The following is a 19,035-nucleotide window of genomic DNA, read 5'->3' as shown; positions in this document are numbered from 1 at the left end:
TTAAACATGCTTTTTCTTTTTTAAGATACGAATTTTAAACCGACGACGCCGATGACGATTAAAATGACACTCGCAATGCGTCCCATACTTTTCGATTCTCCGAAGAAAATCATATTGATGACGACTGCGCCCGCTGTCCCGATTCCAATCCATACGGCATAAGCGATACTCACTTGTAAGTAGTCGAATGCGAAATATAAAAATGCGAATGCTCCACCGAAGCCGAGCAAATAAATAAAACCGTTAAATACATTTTTCACTTCACTATATTTTTTCAAGCCGATGACCCCTAAAAATTCAAAGCCAGCAGCTAAAATGACTAAAATCCAACCGAGCGTTTCACCAGACATGCTCGGAAACCAATTCAATACGAAATCTAATGTTCCACCATTCATTTTATTTTACCCCTCGCAATGCTTTCTTTTCATCGATTGAATCGGCAACATTTAATCCGATGACACCAATAACGATGACGATCATAAAGACGACTTTCGCCACGCTTAACGGCTCATGGAAAAAGATAATATCCATCAAGGCGACTCCGACTGTCCCAACCGCTGCGAATACCGCATACACTGTACCAGTCGGTAACAATTCGCACGCTTTCGTTAAAAAGTGAAAATCGATAAAAATAAAAGTGACGATAAAAATCCAGTGCCACCAATCACTTGCGACGTTAAATCCATAAATCCAGACGAGTTCAAAAAAGCTCGTTAGCGCGACATATGTCCACGCTTTTCTTTTCGTTTGACTATCCATTGTATCCTTCCTTCTCCTCTTGCAATTCGAGCGCATGCTGCAACAATTCATAAACCGCTCGTTTTTGACGTCTCGCGCCTTCTTCCTTATGTTCGTCGTACAAATACACTTGCTCAGCCGCTGATTCAATCAATCCGATCATAAGCTTCGATACGTCTTCTTCGACGATTGTCGAACGAACAGATTTCAACACTTTCGCCTTCCATAACCAATTGCGCAAATACGCATAAATCGGCTCATAGACGGATTCCCATTTTTTCAAATGTTCCGTCGAAGCGAGGCCAGCGTAAATTAAAGCTTGCACTTCATGGTACGTTTCGTTCACTTCAAAAATCGCATCGATAATTTGTACGAGTTGCTCCGACATCGGTAAATCTTCATCGACAGACTGCTTCATCGTCGTTAACAATTTATCCGCCATCACTTCCGCAATCGCAGGCATTAACGCCATTTTAGACGGGAAATATAAATAAAACGTCCCTTGTGCGATTTCCGCCCCTTGCACGATGTGAGCGATCGTCGTTTTTTGAATGCCACGCTCTAAAAAAGAGTCCAATGCAGCACGGACAATTCGTTCTTTTTTATCCATTTAATTCACCCTCTCACGCTCTTGAATGAATAAGATTCATTATAAATGAATCTTATTCATTTTTCAATATGTGAACATTTTTCTTATTAATTTAAAAATATTTTTAACTTTTTTACCTTGTGAAGAATCGCACAATGTCAAGCTTTCATCCGTTTTTTCATAAAATTTAACGCCTTTTAAAAATATTTTTAATTTGTGACAAATTTTATTTTCATGTCAACCATGCACTTTACACTTGACAAATCGAAACTACGTGAAATAGTACACATATTTTATAGTTGCTATATGTGTAAAGACGTAATATATTGTTTATCAGACGGCGTCATGAACACGAAACATGAAAAAATTCCGTCGATCCCTTTAAACATTTTTCGTTTAAAGGAGTAATGGAATGGGGGATTCCAATGGGACAACAATTCAAAAACTCTTTAGAAATGCACGGACGTTTTCACGGAAAGATGGAAACAGTATCGAAAGTATCTCTTTCCAATCGTCACGATTTAAGTTTGGCGTATTCACCAGGGGTCGCTGAGCCGAGTATGGCGATTTTTGAAAATCCACAATCGGTATATGACTACACGATCAAAGGGAACTTAGTAGGGGTCGTAACAGATGGAACAGCAGTGCTCGGGCTCGGCGATATCGGTCCAGAAGCATCTATGCCTGTCATGGAGGGGAAAGCTTTACTATTAAAGCAGTTCGCTCATATCGATGCATTTCCAATTGCTTTAAATACAAAAAGTGTGGATGAAATTGTCGCAACTGTGAAAGCGATGGAACCAACATTTGGCGCAATTAACTTAGAAGATATTTCAGCTCCGCGTTGCTTCGAAATTGAAGATCGTTTAAAAGAAGAATGTAACATTCCGATTTTCCACGACGATCAACACGGGACGGCAATCGTCGTCGCAGCTGGCTTATTAAATGCTTTAAAACTCGTCGATAAAAAAGAGGAAGATGTGAAAATTGTCGTCAACGGAGCTGGTGCAGCAGGTGTTGCGATCGTCCGTTTATTGCTCGACTTAAACTTCCACAACATTATCGTCTGTGATTCACAAGGAATTATTTACGAGGGTCGCGAACATTCGATGAACCCGATTAAACATAAAATCGCGCGTCAAACGAACCGCAAATTGTTACAAGGAACACTTCAAGACGCGATGAAAGGTTCTGATATTTTCATCGGAGTATCGGTCGCAAACTTATTAACGAAACCGTTAATTGATTCAATGAACGAAGATCCGATTATTTTCGGTCTCGCAAATCCGAATCCAGAAATTTCACCTGATCTTGCGAAAGAATACGGCGTGCGTGTCATCGCGACAGGTCGCTCGGATCACCCGAACCAAGTGAATAACGTACTCGCTTTCCCTGGAATTTTCCGCGGGGCACTCGACGTACGTGCAACAGAAATTAACGATGCGATGAAACGTGCAGCAGTTTATGCGATTTCTTCTCTCATTCATGAAGATGATTTAACGGAAGAATATATCATTCCAGATCCATTCGATGCACGTGTCGTTCAAGCTGTTGCAGAAGCAGTCCGCAACGCTGCGATTGAAACAGGAGTGAGCAAACTTCAACAATGCCGCGTCATGTACGCAACGAAATAAACATCATTTGAAAACTGTACATCCTATATGAGAGCGTTGCAAAGCTTTCGTTTTCATAACTCAATACTCTTTCAAACAACAATAAGGCACTTTCTATTCGTTTTCGAATGGAAAGTGCCTTATTTCTTGTCAATACTCTTTTATAGTACGAAGAGAAAAGGATGTTAGAACGAATTTTCGCTCCAACATCCCTCGCATAGACTGCTCTTTTCTTATTCCCACTGATACGGTGTTTCTTGATAAACGTAGTAGTTCAACCAATTCGAAAAAATTAAATGCGTATGCGAGCGCCACGTATTGAGCGGCACTTGCGTCGGGTCATCATTCGGGAAGTAATGTTTCGGCATCGGTGCATCTGGACCTTTCGCTAAATCACGCTCATACTCGTCTTTCAATGTCGTCGCATCATACTCTAAATGCCCTGTCATCATTAAATGACGTTTATCTTTCGATGCGATTAAAAACGCCCCTGCTTCTTCACTCGTCGCTAACAATTTCAATTCAGGATGATTAAGAATATCGTCTTCCTTTACGTCTGTATAGCGTGAATGAGGTGCTTTAAAGACGTCGTTAAATCCGCGCACGATATCTTCCGTCGGATCGATTAACGTATGATCAAACACACCTGTACATTTCCCGGGTAATTCGTGTTTATCGATATCGTAAAAATGGTACAGTGCCGCTTGTGCTCCCCAGCAAATGTTAAACAAACTCGTCACATTTGTTTTTGACCATTCATAAATTTCCGTCAATTCTTCCCAATATTGAACATCTTCAAATTCCATCAATTCAATCGGAGCTCCCGTAATGATCATCCCGTCAAATTTACGGTCTTTAATTTCATCAAACACATTGTAAAACGTATCTAAATGCGTTTTGCTGACATTTTTCGATTCATACGTCGCGGTCGTTAAAAATGTCACATTCACTTGTAGTGGCGTATTCCCTAATAAGCGCAATAATTGAAGTTCTGTCTTTTCTTTTTCTGGCATTAAATTGAGTAGTAAAATATTTAACGGGCGAATATCTTGGGTGAATGCTCGTTCTTCATCCATCACGAAAATTTTCTCCTGTAATAACTTCTCACGAGCAGGCAATGCTTTCGGTATTGTAATTGGCATAATTTTCTCCTCCTTATGTAAAAAACTCCCTTACAATGTAAGAGAGTTTTCGTTCTCTTATCGGTCGGATTGCTCCGTAAGGAATTAGCACCTTGCATTCTGTAGGTTGCTGAAGCGTCAACGGGCCTCGTCCCTCGACTTCTCTTGATAAGACTTATTTGATTTGGTACTCATTATACCAGTTCCTAAACTGTTATCCTAGTGTTCGGCTCACTTTTGATCGACGTAAAATTTATCCAATGTGAACCCGCGACCGATAATTTCTGAAGCGTTCAAAAAGACGACAAAAGAACCTGGTTCGTTCAATTGAATGAGCTTTTTTAAATAGACCGCTTCCGATTGTTCAACAACAGATAAAATCATCGTTTTCTCTTCATTCGTGTAGCCTCCGATAGAATCAACCTTCGTAAAGCCCCGATCGATTTCAGACTGAATGATTTGTTCTACACGCTCTGGCTCTTCTGTAATGATGAGCGCTAATTTCGTTGGGGACGTCTGCAATTGCACGAAATCAATTACTTTACTCGTCACATAAATACTCATTAACGCATACAATGCCAATTCAAAGTCAAAGACGAATGCTGACGTAATGACGACTGCTCCGTCGACAATGAGTTGCGAAAAGCCACTGGAGATTCGCGTATAACGCTTTAAAATTTGCGCGATGAGCGCTGTACCTCCAGTCGATCCGTTTCCACGGTAGACGATTCCGAGACCTACTCCGAGTAAAATTCCTCCGTAAATCGCACTCAACAACGGATTGTCCATCTCCAAATGCCAACCATCCGTTAAATAGATGACGAAAGGTAAAAATACCGTACCGACAATCGTTTTAATACTGAAATCTCGACCGACTAAAACGATGGCTAAAATAAGGAGAGGAACGTTAATAATCCATTGGACGTATGCAGGATTGAATTGATACATTTCATATAAAATCGTACTAATTCCCGATACGCCACCTGCCGCAATGCGACCTGGCAATAGAAAAATGTTAAATGCTAGACCAACAAGGGTTGAACCGATTAAAATAAGAGCATAGTCTAACCACGGGTTGGATTGTAATTGTTTCAGTTTCACTGAATTCCCTCCTTATCTATCCTTTCTATTCTAACAAAATAATGTTTTTGAAACGATATGTTTTCATAATGTTTATCTGACCATTTTTTAGGGAAATACTTGACTAATGATACATTTAGAAGGAGATGGAAATTATGCGTAGTTTAGGTATTGTAAGAAAAGTAGACCATTTAGGGCGAATTGTCATCCCTAAAGAATTGCGAACTTCTTTACATTTAACGAAAGGTGTACCGATGGAAATTTTCGTAGAAGAAGATAAAGTCATTTTACGAAAATATGAAGTCGATGAAGCTTGCGTATTAACAGGGGAAATTACACCAGACAATTTCGAGCTTTCCAATGGTATGTACTTAAGTCCTCGCGGCGCTCAAATGTTAATGGATGAAATAAAAAATAAAATCTCAAAATGATGAAAAGCGACTCACCTCGTACAAGGTGAGTCGCTTTTATTTTATTCTGCGTCTTCTTCTAACTCTACTTCTAAACCTTCTTCATCGTCTTCTGTTTCCACAACAGGTAATACTTTTTCTGTCGTACGTGGATTTGCCTCGATATAGTCGTGTAAGTAACTTTCACGCAATTCGTGACGCATCCAACCCATGAACACTAAAATAATGACGAACGTAATGATCACAGCGTTGAAATTGCCTTTCGAATCTGTTTTGCCGAGTTTGTATAAGAAGAATAACAATACTAATGTCAATAAAATCGAGCCGAGTAAAAGACCTGTTAATAAAGCATCTTCACCCATGTAAAGCATCATTACTTCTTTTTCGAAACTCATTAGCAATGCAGTACCTGCTACGAGTTGTAAAGCTGTCGTCCAGAACATCGTTTGAATTCCGAGACGTTTTGACATTTTGTGTACTTCACGTTTTTCCGCTTCATCTTCTACTGTTTCGCCTTCTTTTAAGAGACGCTCAATCTTCTTCTCCGCACGGCGATTATAGAAGTATAAGTAAATCCCTGAAGTAGCGAAACTTGCCAAAATAAAGTGGAAGTAACGTTGCCAAATTTGTGGGTAGTATGTGAGTGAATGGAAGAACCCTTCAGAACCTGCCCACATCGTTGGATAAAGCATCGATACGACGTTTACGATAAAGATGAGTGGTACGAATAATAAAATTAAACTACCAGCAGCACCGATTAAAACGTGTAACGCTTTTGAACCGCCACGCATCTTTTCCCATGTGAATTTGTATAAATACAAAATGAGGAAAGCTGTGATAAGCAATGCGATCAATGAAAGCCATGCTTTACCGATTAAGTTCGTTGATGAATAGAAATACTGTGTGTAAATAACACTAATTAATAAAAGTGGTGCAATACCTAATACGACCGCGATACTTTTCATGATGGACGTATGGTCCGCTAATTGTTGCGCAATACGGTCAATTTTACGATCTTTTTTGCTCATCCCTTGAATTTCTTTACTGACAGCAAGTACTGATGAACCGATCGTAATGTTCACAAATAAAATGTGTAAAATGAAGCTGACGACAATCAACACTTCGAAAAATCCTACGTTCCCTGGTATCGCAAGTGTAATATCGTCCGGGATTAAATTTGTCATCGTTTGTAAAACCACTGGTCACATCCTCCTTCTCTCACTATTGTTCTTCTTTTTCGTCATCTTTCTCTTTGCTGCCTTGGGTTAAATCAGCATCTAAACCTTCGTTCGATACTTTGATTAAGTAAGCAGCGAGAGCATCACGCTCATCATCCGTTCCTACGAATGGAGGCATGAATGGACGTGTTTCGTGTAGAGTTGAGATGTATCCAGATAATGCCGCTTCGTCCCAGCCTTCAAGACGGTCTCCGAAGTTACGCTTCGTTCTCCATCCTTCTACTGTATGACACGCGATACATTGTCCTTTATACAATTCGCGTCCTGCTTCTAACTGGTTCTCTGCTGTCACTTCTTTAATTGGTGAGGCAGCTGAGTTTGCAAGATATCCTTCTTCGTTAAACTTATCAACTTTTGCAGCTTCTACACCGTTCGCGTATAAGTAGTCATAAATGATGTACGGTTTACGCACAGACTCACGAACCCCTTCGAATTCACCGATGAAGGCAATCGAAGTGAAGAAAATCGCAATCGTTAAAATAACAGGTACACGTTCAGGCTTGATTGCCATCCACAATGCGAAGATGAGGAAGAGCGCAAGTCCTAATATGTGAAGCATGTTAAAGATGTTTTCTGGCATACCTGTTGACCAAATAATTAAATCTTTCGCTTCATCTGGAATGCTGAGTAAGTACCAAATTCCCGTAATGAGAACTCCTGGTACAGTTAAAGCGTTCCAGAAACTGAATACTTTGAAGACGTCACGACGTACTTCTTTGTCTTTAATGAGCAAGCGGATCGGTAATGAAATGAGCGATACCGCAAGCAAGATGGCAATGAATGTTCGGAACGCAAGCGACGGAATGTACGTCGGGTTTAAGAAGGCGTTCCAGAATGATAATGTTTCTGTCCATTTTCCTGGTGTTAACTTCGCTGATAAAATACCTGTGATGATCATCGCTGTTAACCAACCGAAGATGGATAACGTTACCCCGATGCGGAAGTGAATTTTTCGCTTCGCACCTTTCCAAGTGTCCCATGTGTAGTAATAAATAATTAACAACACAACTTCTGTAATAAAGACGATCCATTCAGCAAACCATGCCCAGAAGAAAATACGTAATAACGAACCGATTGAGTCCGGTTGGATAACCGATGTAACGAGCCAAATTCCGACCCCTGTCATCGCTCCGACCGTGGTCGTTATAATGAGCACCCATTTACTAATTGTTTTCGCCACGTTAATGAGCTTTTCGTTGTTCGTCTTCAAGCCCTGGTACTCTAATGAAACCATTAATACCGTCATTCCAATCGCAACCCCGTGACTGACGATTACGTGAATGATCGCAATAACAGCAATTATCATACCGTTTCCTAACCAAGGAAATTCTATGACCGGATAGTTCATAAACTTCTCCCTCCAAATAAAATAATAAAATGAAGTAACTATATACCGCATCTATTATTATCATTTGAAATTATGGAATTCCTGTTAAGTCAATATGACGAACTAGCGAACGTTTCATCAAATTTATGCTAATTTAATATAAAAAAGCCCTGAAATAGATGTTTTTCTATCTCAAGACTTCGTTTTTATGAAAAAAACTTCAACATTCAATTCACTTTTGTTTCTTTTTGACATACTTTCTGCTATTTGTGAAGTTTAATTACCAGTCTAAATCATTTAAAAACTGTTCAATTTGTTCACGTGTTTTGCGTTCTTTACTGACGAAACGTCCTGCTTCTTTTCCTTCACTAAATGCTACGAAACTCGGGATGCCGAAAATATCAAGTTCTTGACAAATTTCGATAAAATCATCGCGATCGACAGATACGAAGTCAATTTCTTGATAGTCTACTTCTAAAGCAGGTAAAAATGGCTCGATCACCGTGCAATCTGGGCACCACCCTGCTGTAAACATGAACACTGTACGCTCCCCTTGTTTCAATTGTTCGAATTGTTCTTTTGATTGTAATTGTTCCATTGTTTATTTCCTCCTCTATCTGTGCAACATTGTCTTTCATTATAATAGATGTCCTACTGAGGTGCAATCTGCTCCCCTCACTTTCCTCCTTTACTATGCTAAAACCGAAATTGAACTATTCAGAATTCACTTTTACACTACTAAACACGAACAATTAACATTGTTTAATGATTAATCATTCACTTTTAAGGCTTTTTTATGTCTTTTTATATGTTTGTTTTGTTTTTTTATGTTTTATTCACGAATTTCGTATTGACTTTTCATTTTAAGGTTGATAAGATATATTCAACATTTCAATATGCTTAAAGATAATGATGGAGATCATGGTCATAAATGCTTTACTTTTAGAGAGCTAGTGGTTGGTGAAAACTAGTGTAAACTTTATGAATCGAGCGCTCCAGAATCAAATTATTGAACGCCCTTTGTGCTATTAGATAATTTCGCTCATACGCGTTATGTATGTAATGAAGGCATAGATTCGTCTATGCAGAAAAAGGGTGGCACCGCGTAAATACAGCTTTTCGCCCCTTGCAGTACGCAGGGAGTGGAGGGCTTTTTTATTTTCCATTTTCTTAGCTGTAGTGAACATTTACTCGTTCACGCATCATTTTATTGACTGACCCGTTTTTCGGGATAATTACTATTACAACATATGTATAAGGAGAGAATGTAACCATGACATTCAAAGTCGTCATCAGTGACCCATTAAGTGAAGAAGGTATTCAACCATTACGCGAGGCAGACAATATTGAGATCGATATCGCAACAGATTGCGATGAAGCACAATTAATCGAGCGTTTGCAAGATGCAGATGCACTTCTCGTACGAAGCCAAACACAAGTAACACGTGAATTAATCGACAAAGCACCGCAATTAAAAGTAATTGGACGTGCGGGTGTCGGCGTCGACAATATCGACTTAGACGCAGCGACAGAACGCGGAATCATCGTCGTGAACGCACCAGATGGCAACACGAACTCAGCTGCAGAGCACACAGTTGCGATGCTCATGTCACTCGCTCGTAACATCCCACAAGCTTTCCAATCTTTACAAGACGGAAAATGGGACCGCAAAACATATATCGGTGTTGAATTAAAACATAAAACGTTAGGTATTATCGGCCTCGGACGTATCGGTGCAGAAGTAGCACACCGTGCGAAAGGACAACGTATGAACGTCATCGCATACGACCCGTTCTTAACAGCTGAAACAGCACAAAAACTCGGTGTTGAACAAGGAACTGTTGATGAAGTTCTTGCAAAAGCAGACTTCATTACAATCCATACACCACTTCTCGATTCTACACGCAATATGATCAACGCAGACGCTTTCGCAAAAATGAAAGACGGCGTTCGTATCATCAACTGTGCGCGCGGTGGAATTATCGATGAAGATGCACTTTACGATGCAATTGTAGAAGGTAAAGTAGCGGGCGCTGCACTCGACGTTCTTTCAGTAGAACCATTCGTCGGTCATAAATTGCTCGACCTCCCACAAGTAATCGCAACACCTCACTTAGGAGCATCTACAGTAGAAGCACAAGAAAGTGTCGCAATCGACGTCAGCATGGACGTTATTAAATTCGCAACAGACGGTACAGTTCGCAACCCGGTGAACATGCCTTCTATTTCAAAACGTTTACTCGACAAAATTGAGCCGTTCTTCGTCTTAACAGAAAAATTAGGCGCTTTCGCTTCACATTTAGTAGACGGTGCATACCAAGAAGTGAACGTAACATATGCTGGTGAACTCGCTGAAGTTGACGTTCGTCCATTAACACGTAACTTAATGAAAGGTCTTCTCACATTGAACTTAGGCAACCACGTGAACGATGTGAACTCACGTTACCTTTCAAACCGTATCGGTATTAAAATCGACGAATTAAAAACGACAGCAACGAAAGGCTTCACAAACTTAATTACAGTGGAAGTTGTCACTGAAAAAGGTTCTGTAAAAGTTGCAGGTACTTTATTAAACGGTCTCGGACCACGTATCGTTAAAGTAGACGACTACCCAGTAGACGTCGTTCCTGAAGGTCACCTTTTACTCATCAATCATAAAGACCAACCAGGTGCAATTGGACGCGTCGGTATGCATTTAGCTGCTGAAAATGTCAATATTGCAACGATGCAAGTGGGACGTTCTGAACAAGGTGGTAAAGCGATCATGATTCTCACAGTAGATTATGAAGTGAAACCAGAAGAAGTCGAAGGTTTAGAACAATTTGACAACGTCTTTGAAGTGAAAGCGATCAACTTTTAAATAAAAAACGAGAACTGCTCATTTGAACAGTTCTCGTTTTAACATTATTCAATTTTTAAATGTTGTGCTGGGCGACTCTCATCCCACTCTAGCTCGATTTCAAATTCATATTTCGTACCGCGACGTTCGACTTTAATTTCAAATTCGACACGCTCTGTCGGTGTCAATTCGACTTGTTGTTCACCGAGGACGAGATTCATTTGCCCTTCTTCTTTTAATTTTGTGGCAATCGTCTCTAAAAAAGTAGCTGCTTCTGTCAATGACATTTTGCGTTCAAAATCGAGTAACACTTCTTTTGGTACACGTTTTCTTGCCATTTGTCATCACTCCTTCTTTATTTACCTATATTATACATTATTTCCTTTATCTTTTGTATAAATACATCGGTAAAGAGTCTGATTCGCCTGTAAACCCGAGACGTGCATAAAACGTAATCGCTTTCGGATAAGCGACGAGCACTTTCGTATAGTATGTTTCATATTTCGCTAAAATTTGTTGCATCATGCGGCGACCGATCCCTTGCCCCTGGTATTCCGGATCTGTCAACACGTAGTGGAAATATACCGTCATGACATCGTCTGATAAAGCGTTTGCGAGTCCGACGAGGCGATCTTTATCCCATGCCGTAATGACAGAATGCGAATTTAACATCGCGTGATAAAGACGCTCTGGATAGTTCGCTGATTCCCATTCAACGGATGCGAACAATTGTTGTAAATTTTCTTCAGTTAAACGTTTTGTTTGAAATGTGTATTGAATTGTCATACATACCCCTCCTCATTCCTTATGCTCCATATTATAATGGATGAGAGGAGTGGATGTCACGACATATTATGAAAGGGGTTTTATACCATTGAGTATTCAAACTTTAATTTTCGATTTAGATGACACGTTATTGTGGGATGAAAAAAGCATCCAAACAGCTTTTGACAAAACATGTGAATATGCGCATGAAGTGAACGACGCAATCGATCCCGTTGCTTTAGAGCGCGTTACACGTGAAGAAGCACGTAAGTTGTATCAATCGTATGTCACGTACGATCACACAGTCAAAATCGGCATTAACCCATTCGAAGGGCTTTGGGGAACATTCGATGACGAAGGTGAAATGTTCCAAAAGATGAAAGAAATTATGCCGACTTATCAGCGCGATGCTTGGACACAAGGATTAAAACGACTCGGCATTGAAGATGCGGCACTCGGTGAAAAACTCGCACTTCGTTTCCGTTCTGAGCGTGTGAAAGCACCATTTTTATATGAAGATACGTTTGCCGTTTTAGATGAATTGAAAAAAGATTATAAATTAGCGATGTTGACGAACGGTTCACCGTCATTACAACGTTTAAAATTAAAAATTACACCTGAATTAAACCATTATTTCGACGTCATTTTAATTTCAGGAGACTTCGGAATCGGAAAACCAGATGCGTCAATTTTCGAAGAGATTGTTAAACTTGTCGACACACCAGCAGAACAGTGCTTAATGATCGGGGATAACTTAATGACCGATATTCTCGGTTCTTCAAAAGTAAACATGCCTTCTGTTTGGATCAACCGTCACGATAAAGAGATGACAGCGGAAGTCGCACCGACTTATGAAGTGACTTCTTTAACTGAACTTGCAAAACTCGTCAAAACATTATAATCCAAAAAGCGCCTTCCGAATGGAAGGCGCTTTTTATTTAAAATGGGAATAATAGTGGAAGAGCGACCATCATGACGATAAACATAATGATTTGTAGTGGAACCCCAGCTTTTACGAAGTCCGTAAAACGATATCCTCCCGCCGTCATGACGAGTGCGTTCGTCGGACTCGCAACTGGAGTTGCAAATGACATATTCGCTCCGACCGCTACAGCGATTAAAAATGACGTCGGATTAGAATCCATCATGAGTGCCGCATTCATCGCAATCGGTGCGAACAGTACAGCCGTTGCAGTATTGCTAATAAATTGGCCGAATAACATCGTTAAAACGTAAATACCCGCTAAAACACCGAGCGTTCCAAATGATCCGAGCGAGTCGATAATCCCTTCCGATAGCAGTTCCATGCCACCGGTCTTTTCAAGCGCGATCGCCATCGGCAACATCGCACCGATTAAAACGACCGTCTCCCAGTTAATTTCTCGGTACGCATCGTCCATATTGCGAATGCAACCCGTTAAAATCATTAAAATCGCGCCGATCGATACCGCGACGACAGCTGGCACGATATCAAACACCATGAGTGCGACCATGAGCAATAAATTAAATGCGGCGATTGGTGCTTTCCCTGTCGCAGCCGCCACCCCTGCATGCTGTTCAGGACGACCGATGACGACGACATCTTTCGTCTCGCCTGCTAGTCGCTCAATCGACTCCCAATCTCCTTGAACGAGCAAAGCATCCCCGAACTTTAACTTCACTTTCGTCATCTCTTTTAAAACGAGCTTCCCTTGACGATTAATACCGAGAATGTTGACGTCATACTTTTCACGGAACCCAATTTCTCGAATCGTTTTGTTAAGCAGTGTTGACTTTGGGGTTAATAATACTTCCGCAATTCCCATCTGTTTCGAAATGAGCTCTTCTGCCTCTTTATCTACTTCTTGCACCGTCAAATGATATTTTTCCGCAAAGCGGCGAACATTGTCAATGTGTCCTTGTATGTATAACTCATCACGCTCTTCAAAAACAGTCGATGCATCCGCCATTTTTTGAAACGTAATCGGTAAAAAATGCATCCCTTCCGAAGAAGAACGTTTTATTTTCAAAATGCACAATTGAAACTCATGAGGCAACTTCAATTGTGAAAGACGCTTTCCAATAAGGTGACTTTCTTTCGGTACATCTACACGAATGAGCCGATTATTCAATTCATACTCTTGCATAATTTTAAACGGCGATAATTGGTAACTATTTTTAGATGCATCATTCCGTCGACCACTTTTCCCTAAGCGCTGACGGATGAAAAATAAATAAATGACGCCGACAATGACACCAATAATACCGATCGGTGTCATTTGGAAAAATCCGAGCTTCGGATAGCCATTATTCATCAATGTTTCACTGACGATTAAGTTGGCTGGAGAGGCAATCAATGTTAACAATCCTGAAAAGCTTGCAATATACGATAAAGGCAGTAAATACTTTGAAGGATTTTCATTAATTTTCATCGCGATTGCCACGACAATCGGCAACATGATCGCTACTGTTCCCGTATTGCTCATAAAAGCGCCGACGAAAGCGACGATGAGCATGAGCGCGATAAATAAACGCTTTTCATTTTCACCCGCGACACGAATTAATAAATCGCCCGCTAATTGAGCTAGCCCCGTCCGTACAATTCCTGCTCCGACGATAAATAAAGCAGCTAGCATAATGACAACACTATTTGAAAAGCCACTTAACGCTTCAGGCGCAGTTAAAACGCCCGTTAACACGAGCGCTAATATAGCGAGTAATGCGACGAGATCTGCTCTCACTTTATTCGTCATAAATAAAATAATCGTAACCGCTAAAACCGTAAAAGTTATCGTTAATTCCATACGTGTTCTCCTCTAATTACGGCCGTTGAACAGGCCCATTCACTGTCACATAAGGGCGTTCCGCATGCCATGTTACTGAAACAGGAGTGTTAAATGTCTCACTTAAACGTTCTGCCGTGAGCACTTCTTGTTTCTCTCCTTGCGCGATTATCTCTCCTTCTTTTAAGAGTACCGCATGTGTAATATGTGGCATCACTTCTTCAATATGATGCGTCACGTAAATGATATGACACCCTCGTTCAATGACGACTTCTAATGATTGTAAAAATTGTTCACGCGCTAAAATATCAAGTCCTGAACAAGGCTCATCTAAAATTAAAATGTCCGGATGACTCATGAGAGCACGCGCAATTAATACACGACGTTTTTCTCCTTCTGACAATTCATGAAATTTCTTCCCTGCGTATTGTGCGATTCGAAACTGTTCTAGTAACTGAAGAGCTTCCGCTTCATCCTCTTCTGTAATTTCTTCATAAATGCCAAAACTCGAATGCTTGCCACTTAAAACGACACGTTCGATCGTATCGTTGCGATAATAATCAGAAAAACGCTCTAATGCGTTGCTCACAAATCCAATCTTTTTACGTAAATCTGGAATATATGTTTTACCGAACGTTTCACCGATCACTTCTACTGTTCCATTCGACGGGAATTGATATGCAGCTAATATGTTGAGCAATGTCGTTTTTCCTGAACCGTTCAAACCGATCAATGCCCACTGCTGTCCACGCTGCATTTCAAATTGAATGTTTTTTAATATTGGACGTCCTTGTAATGTGACGTCCACGTCTTGAAATTTTGCAATCGTCTCCATGAGTGATCCATCCTTTCATTCAAAAAGCTTCGTCTTTGTTAAACCTCTGCTCCGCCTTCTTCAAAATCACGTGTGCGGTGGGCGATTCGTGAAGCGGCACAAGCTGCAACACTCGCCACTAAATCATCTAAAAATGTATGAATGCCATTTCCTTTTTTCGTATCGAGATCATTGATGATTCCAATTTTATTTTTGTCTAAATGTCCAAACGTCGTCACCGCGATTGAACCGTATGTAAATACTGCACCTAATGCGATCGTTTCATCTACACCGAACAACCCTTCGTCTGATTCGACAATTTGTTGTAATGGTGCTGATAACTCTCCTTTTTCAGCGAGCATATCTAATTCAATTCCGACTAAAATCGCATGTTGCATTTCACGCTTCTCAAGTACACGTTCGACTGAATTGACGCAATCTTGCAACGTTAAACTATGATTGTATGGAATTTGCATTTCATAAACGATTTTTGCGATATCTTGAATCGCCACTCCTCGTTTTTCTAACGCTTCTCGCGTCGCTTTCGTCACTTCTTTTGAATGTACTAGTTCTACTTTTGCCACAGTAATATCCTCCTTCATATTGTCGAGTTTTAAAAATACTCGACTTCCTCCAACTTCATACAAAATTATTCGTATTTCGAAAGAGTAATAATAACATTATATCGTTTCCCTTCAAAATCTCCAACTTCTCACACAAACTTTTAAACACGAATCTTTCAGCTCTCGGCATTTCACTGCTATAATAAGAATAATCAAGAATTTGTTTATTTCGAAAGATGAGAAAGGAGAATTCAATGATAAACGGACAAGTGAACGAGATGACAGTTCCCAGTGCAATTTTAGAACAGGAGGTGCCAATCCTCGTCTACATGCCTGACACGTACATGCCGATGCAGACGTATCAATTATTGATCGCTTCAGATGGAGCTGACTATTTTCGCTACGGACGCCTTGGGAAAGTCGTTCAACAGTTAATGGATGCAGAAGAAATCGAAGATACCATTGTCGTCGGCATTCCATATGAGGACAAATATATTCGTCGAGAATACTACCATCCTTACGGAGAACATCAAGAAAAATATGTACGTTTCGTCGGAGAGGAGTTAATTCCATTTTTAGAAGAGCATTTTTCTTTGGAAGATGACCGAGACGCACGCGCTTTAATTGGAGACAGTTTAGCAGCAACCGTATCGCTCACTATTTTACAGCGCTATCCTGAACTGTTCAGCAAAGCCGGACTTCACTCTCCACTCGTCAATGAAATTGTAATGGATATTGCCGAATCACTCGATTCTTCGTTAGAGACGACGATTTACCACGTCATCGGAACGGAAGAAACAGAAGTCCAAACGACGAGCGATGGTATTAAAGATTTTTTACAACCAAATCGCGAGTTAAATAAAGTGCTCGAAAAAACAGCGACGTATTATTTTTACGATGAATTTGAAGGAAACCATACGTGGAAATATTGGCAACAAGATATGGAACGTGCCATTTGCAAATTATTTCAAATGAGTTTATAGGAGGTTACATATGGCTAAAGTAATCATTGCCCAAACGAAAGAACAAAGAGACGATGCCTTTTACATTCGTAAAAAAGTATTTGTAGAAGAACAAAATGTTCCACTCCATATTGAGTTAGATGAATTCGATTTAGAATCGACACATTTCGTCTTATATGAAGGAGGCGAGCCGATCGGTGCAGGACGCATTCGTTTAATTGACGAAACGACAGGAAAAATCGAACGCATTAGCATTCTTCCTCAATATCGTGGCCGAAACTTCGGGAAATTAATTATGGAAGAAGTAGAAAAAGAAGCACGCTCTCATCGACTCCAAAAATTAAAATTAAATGCCCAAGTACATGCGATTCCTTTTTACGAAAAATTAGGATATGTCGCTACATCTCCTGAATTTTTAGATGCTGACATCGTCCATCGCGCAATGGAAAAAAACTTAATCGACTAATGTAAAAGACCTTTTCATGAAATTTCATCCATGAAAAGGTCTTTTGTTAAGCAATCGGCAATTTGTCGATAAATGTCGTCGCTAATCCTAAATAAATTAAAATACTAATGACGTCGTTCAACGTCGTAATGAACGGACCTGAAGCTACCGCTGGGTCAATGTTCAAACGGTGCATTAATAATGGAATGAATGAGCCAGATAGTGTCGCGACGAAAATCGACACCATGATCGCTGCTCCTACGAGAAGTGCGATAATGAACTCGCCTTTCCAAATCGTAATTAAGGCGATGACGAAAATCGCACAAATAATTCCTGTAATTAAACCTGTTCCCGCTTCACGAACGAGCAATTTCCAACGGCTTTCGTCTTCATTATCACGTGTCGCAATACCACGAACAGCAACTGCGAGTGCTTGTGTTCCACTATTTCCGGCAGTACCTGCAATGAGTGGGATAAACGCCGCTAAAATCGCTACTTTTTCAATCGTTCCTGTAAACATGTCAATTAAACTCGCTGTCAGCATTCCGAGCACGAGCAAAATGATTAACCACGGTGCACGTTTTTTCGCTGCTGAAAATGAGTTTTTGTCCGTCGTATCAATGTCGACAACCCCTGCTAATTTAGAGTAGTCGTCGCTCGCTTCTTCGTCTAAAACGTCGATAATATCATCGACTGTGACGATTCCGAGCAAATGTTGTTGAAAATCGACGACCGGCATCGCAAGTAAGTTATAGTCTTGAATGCGACGCGCAACATCTTCTTGGTCATCTGATACGAGCACACTCATGACACGCTCATTCATAATGTCGCGAATTAATGTATCTTCGTCCGCAATAATTAAATCACGCAGTGAAACGACCCCTGTTAAACGGTTGTTTTCATTGACGATAAATACATAATAAATCGTCTCTGCACTAGGCGCTTCTGTCTTTAAAATCGTCATCGCTGAGCGCACTGTCGAACTTTCAGGAATCGTGACGAATTCTGTCGTCATAATTGATCCCGCTGTATGTTCTTCGTAATGGAGAAGCGCTCGAATTTGTTCCGCTTCTTCCTTATGCATTAATGTTAAATAACTAATAACTTGCGTGCGATCTAATTCTTTTAAAACGTCTACCGCGTTGTCGACGAACATGTAAGAAATCATTTCAGCCGCATACGTCGTATCCATCTCTTCTAAATAATCGCGATACTCATGTTCTTGAATTTCACTCGTCTCAAATATTTCAGCGAGTTCTTTCGGTGATAAATATAAATAAATTTGTTGGCGTATTTCTGGTGTTGTCTTTTCATAAAACACCGCTCGGTCATACGCGTGCAACGCTAAAAACTGCTCACGGAATTCGTGTATCTGTTCTTCTTTTAACAGTCGCGTTAACCGTCCGAGATCGAGCTCTACTTCTTCAATGATCGTCATCCGCTACCGCTCCTTCAATCCAAATATCTATCTCTTATTTTCCCTATCTTTAGTGAGTCAACAACCCGCCACTTAACGACTTTGCGGTCTGTTTGAAGTGGGGGCTTGCGTCTACCAAATTACAGCAGTGCCTCTACCCTCATAGAGTGCAATTACGCTTGTTCCTACCCAGTAGTGCGAACGGTTGTTAAGACCTCCTACCTTCGTGTGGTGGAACACAAGGACGGTTGACTTCGCCCCTACCGCAAGAGCTATACTCCTGCGGTAACTACACCAATATGTTCAATTCCTTTACGGTGTAGATTCATTGCGCCAACACGGTCATCATTTG

General features: G+C 40.5%; 20 protein-coding genes, 1 riboswitch and 1 other annotated feature. Of the genes, 6 read left to right on the top strand and 14 right to left on the bottom strand.

Annotated elements, in window-relative coordinates; translation table 11 throughout:
• Window positions 1-20: 20 nt before the first annotated feature.
• The 3 genes from ACFQ0V_RS04840 to ACFQ0V_RS04830 are packed head-to-tail and all read right to left on the bottom strand — an operon-like array spanning window position 21 to window position 1,348.
• The gene (locus ACFQ0V_RS04840) at window positions 21-350 is read right to left on the bottom strand and encodes a DMT family transporter (RefSeq protein WP_194563553.1); all 330 of its coding nucleotides are present in this window, start codon (window positions 348-350) and stop codon (window positions 21-23) included.
• A 46-nt stretch (window positions 351-396) separates the two neighbouring features.
• A complete protein-coding gene (locus ACFQ0V_RS04835) occupies window positions 397-759 on the bottom strand; it encodes a DMT family transporter (protein ID WP_381010400.1) in 363 nt (120 codons plus the stop codon).
• Entirely contained in the window at window positions 752-1,348 is a 597-nt protein-coding gene (locus tag ACFQ0V_RS04830; protein WP_381010399.1) for a TetR family transcriptional regulator, read from the bottom strand. The genes ACFQ0V_RS04835 and ACFQ0V_RS04830 overlap by 8 nt, the downstream gene beginning before the upstream one ends.
• Before the next feature lie 404 nt (window positions 1,349-1,752).
• Here ACFQ0V_RS04830 and ACFQ0V_RS04825 point away from each other — a divergent pair, with 404 nt between their 5' ends.
• On the top strand, window positions 1,753-2,961 hold the full coding sequence (locus ACFQ0V_RS04825; RefSeq protein WP_381010397.1) for an NAD(P)-dependent malic enzyme: 1,209 nt from the start codon (window positions 1,753-1,755) through the stop codon (window positions 2,959-2,961).
• 212 nt (window positions 2,962-3,173) lie between these two features.
• Here the strand turns inward: ACFQ0V_RS04825 and metA are convergent, their stop codons facing one another.
• Together metA and ACFQ0V_RS04815 are read right to left on the bottom strand one after the other, a co-directional pair.
• Entirely contained in the window at window positions 3,174-4,082 is a 909-nt protein-coding gene (gene metA / locus ACFQ0V_RS04820) for a homoserine O-acetyltransferase MetA (protein ID WP_381010394.1), read from the bottom strand.
• Window positions 4,083-4,136: 54 nt separating this feature from the next.
• Window positions 4,137-4,236: riboswitch (SAM riboswitch) on the bottom strand.
• A gap of 56 nt (window positions 4,237-4,292) precedes the next feature.
• A complete protein-coding gene (locus ACFQ0V_RS04815) occupies window positions 4,293-5,156 on the bottom strand; it encodes a YitT family protein (protein WP_381011841.1) in 864 nt (287 codons plus the stop codon).
• 140 nt (window positions 5,157-5,296) lie between these two features.
• Between ACFQ0V_RS04815 and ACFQ0V_RS04810 the strand changes: the two genes are divergently transcribed.
• The gene (locus tag ACFQ0V_RS04810; RefSeq protein ID WP_381010391.1) at window positions 5,297-5,572 is read left to right on the top strand and encodes an AbrB/MazE/SpoVT family DNA-binding domain-containing protein; all 276 of its coding nucleotides are present in this window, start codon (window positions 5,297-5,299) and stop codon (window positions 5,570-5,572) included.
• A 41-nt stretch (window positions 5,573-5,613) separates the two neighbouring features.
• On the opposite strand, the gene ACFQ0V_RS04805 is transcribed toward ACFQ0V_RS04810, so the two are convergent.
• The 3 genes from ACFQ0V_RS04805 to ACFQ0V_RS04795 form a co-directional block, all read right to left on the bottom strand.
• A complete protein-coding gene (locus tag ACFQ0V_RS04805; RefSeq protein WP_381010388.1) occupies window positions 5,614-6,750 on the bottom strand; it encodes a cytochrome ubiquinol oxidase subunit I in 1,137 nt (378 codons plus the stop codon).
• A 22-nt stretch (window positions 6,751-6,772) separates the two neighbouring features.
• The gene (locus tag ACFQ0V_RS04800; RefSeq protein ID WP_381010387.1) at window positions 6,773-8,137 is read right to left on the bottom strand and encodes a c-type cytochrome; all 1,365 of its coding nucleotides are present in this window, start codon (window positions 8,135-8,137) and stop codon (window positions 6,773-6,775) included.
• 259 nt (window positions 8,138-8,396) lie between these two features.
• A complete protein-coding gene (locus ACFQ0V_RS04795) occupies window positions 8,397-8,714 on the bottom strand; it encodes a thioredoxin family protein (protein ID WP_381010384.1) in 318 nt (105 codons plus the stop codon).
• A 302-nt stretch (window positions 8,715-9,016) separates the two neighbouring features.
• Window positions 9,017-9,246, top strand: a binding site (T-box leader).
• A gap of 143 nt (window positions 9,247-9,389) precedes the next feature.
• Here ACFQ0V_RS04795 and serA point away from each other — a divergent pair.
• A complete protein-coding gene (gene serA / locus ACFQ0V_RS04790; RefSeq protein WP_381010381.1) occupies window positions 9,390-10,976 on the top strand; it encodes a phosphoglycerate dehydrogenase in 1,587 nt (528 codons plus the stop codon).
• 44 nt (window positions 10,977-11,020) lie between these two features.
• Here serA and ACFQ0V_RS04785 read toward each other — a convergent pair whose 3' ends face one another.
• Complete coding sequence (locus ACFQ0V_RS04785) at window positions 11,021-11,293, bottom strand: amphi-Trp domain-containing protein (RefSeq protein ID WP_381010379.1); 273 nt, start codon at window positions 11,291-11,293, stop codon at window positions 11,021-11,023.
• Between the two features lie 46 nt (window positions 11,294-11,339).
• Window positions 11,340-11,741, bottom strand: a complete 402-nt coding sequence (locus ACFQ0V_RS04780; protein WP_381010376.1) for a GNAT family N-acetyltransferase — start codon at window positions 11,739-11,741, stop codon at window positions 11,340-11,342.
• Window positions 11,742-11,829: 88 nt separating this feature from the next.
• Between ACFQ0V_RS04780 and ACFQ0V_RS04775 the strand changes: the two genes are divergently transcribed.
• Window positions 11,830-12,621, top strand: a complete 792-nt coding sequence (locus tag ACFQ0V_RS04775; protein WP_381010373.1) for an HAD family hydrolase — start codon at window positions 11,830-11,832, stop codon at window positions 12,619-12,621.
• Between the two features lie 37 nt (window positions 12,622-12,658).
• Here the strand turns inward: ACFQ0V_RS04775 and ACFQ0V_RS04770 are convergent, their stop codons facing one another.
• Genes ACFQ0V_RS04770 through ACFQ0V_RS04760 form a run of 3 tightly spaced genes read right to left on the bottom strand, consistent with a single transcriptional unit; the run spans window position 12,659 to window position 15,880 of the window.
• Complete coding sequence (locus ACFQ0V_RS04770; protein ID WP_381010370.1) at window positions 12,659-14,503, bottom strand: SLC13 family permease; 1,845 nt, start codon at window positions 14,501-14,503, stop codon at window positions 12,659-12,661.
• Window positions 14,504-14,519: 16 nt separating this feature from the next.
• Window positions 14,520-15,317, bottom strand: a complete 798-nt coding sequence (locus ACFQ0V_RS04765) for an ABC transporter ATP-binding protein (protein ID WP_381010368.1) — start codon at window positions 15,315-15,317, stop codon at window positions 14,520-14,522.
• Between the two features lie 38 nt (window positions 15,318-15,355).
• Window positions 15,356-15,880 (bottom strand): phosphatidylglycerophosphatase A family protein, encoded by a 525-nt coding sequence (locus ACFQ0V_RS04760; RefSeq protein ID WP_381010365.1) that lies wholly within the window; start codon window positions 15,878-15,880, stop codon window positions 15,356-15,358.
• Between the two features lie 233 nt (window positions 15,881-16,113).
• Here ACFQ0V_RS04760 and ACFQ0V_RS04755 point away from each other — a divergent pair, with 233 nt between their 5' ends.
• The gene (locus tag ACFQ0V_RS04755; RefSeq protein WP_381010363.1) at window positions 16,114-16,842 is read left to right on the top strand and encodes an alpha/beta hydrolase; all 729 of its coding nucleotides are present in this window, start codon (window positions 16,114-16,116) and stop codon (window positions 16,840-16,842) included.
• Window positions 16,843-16,852: 10 nt separating this feature from the next.
• Entirely contained in the window at window positions 16,853-17,287 is a 435-nt protein-coding gene (locus ACFQ0V_RS04750; protein WP_381010360.1) for a GNAT family N-acetyltransferase, read from the top strand.
• Window positions 17,288-17,333: 46 nt separating this feature from the next.
• Here ACFQ0V_RS04750 and mgtE read toward each other — a convergent pair whose 3' ends face one another.
• Window positions 17,334-18,704, bottom strand: coding sequence for a magnesium transporter (gene mgtE / locus ACFQ0V_RS04745; protein WP_381010358.1), 1,371 nt, complete (start codon window positions 18,702-18,704; stop codon window positions 17,334-17,336).
• Window positions 18,705-19,035: the final 331 nt, after the last annotated feature.

Source organism: Savagea faecisuis, from assembly GCF_042675605.1.
In the GTDB taxonomy this organism is placed as follows: domain Bacteria; phylum Bacillota; class Bacilli; order Bacillales_A; family Planococcaceae; genus Savagea; species Savagea faecisuis.
Note: the sequence above shows the minus strand (reverse complement) of the source record. Positions and strands in the feature narration are given on the sequence as shown.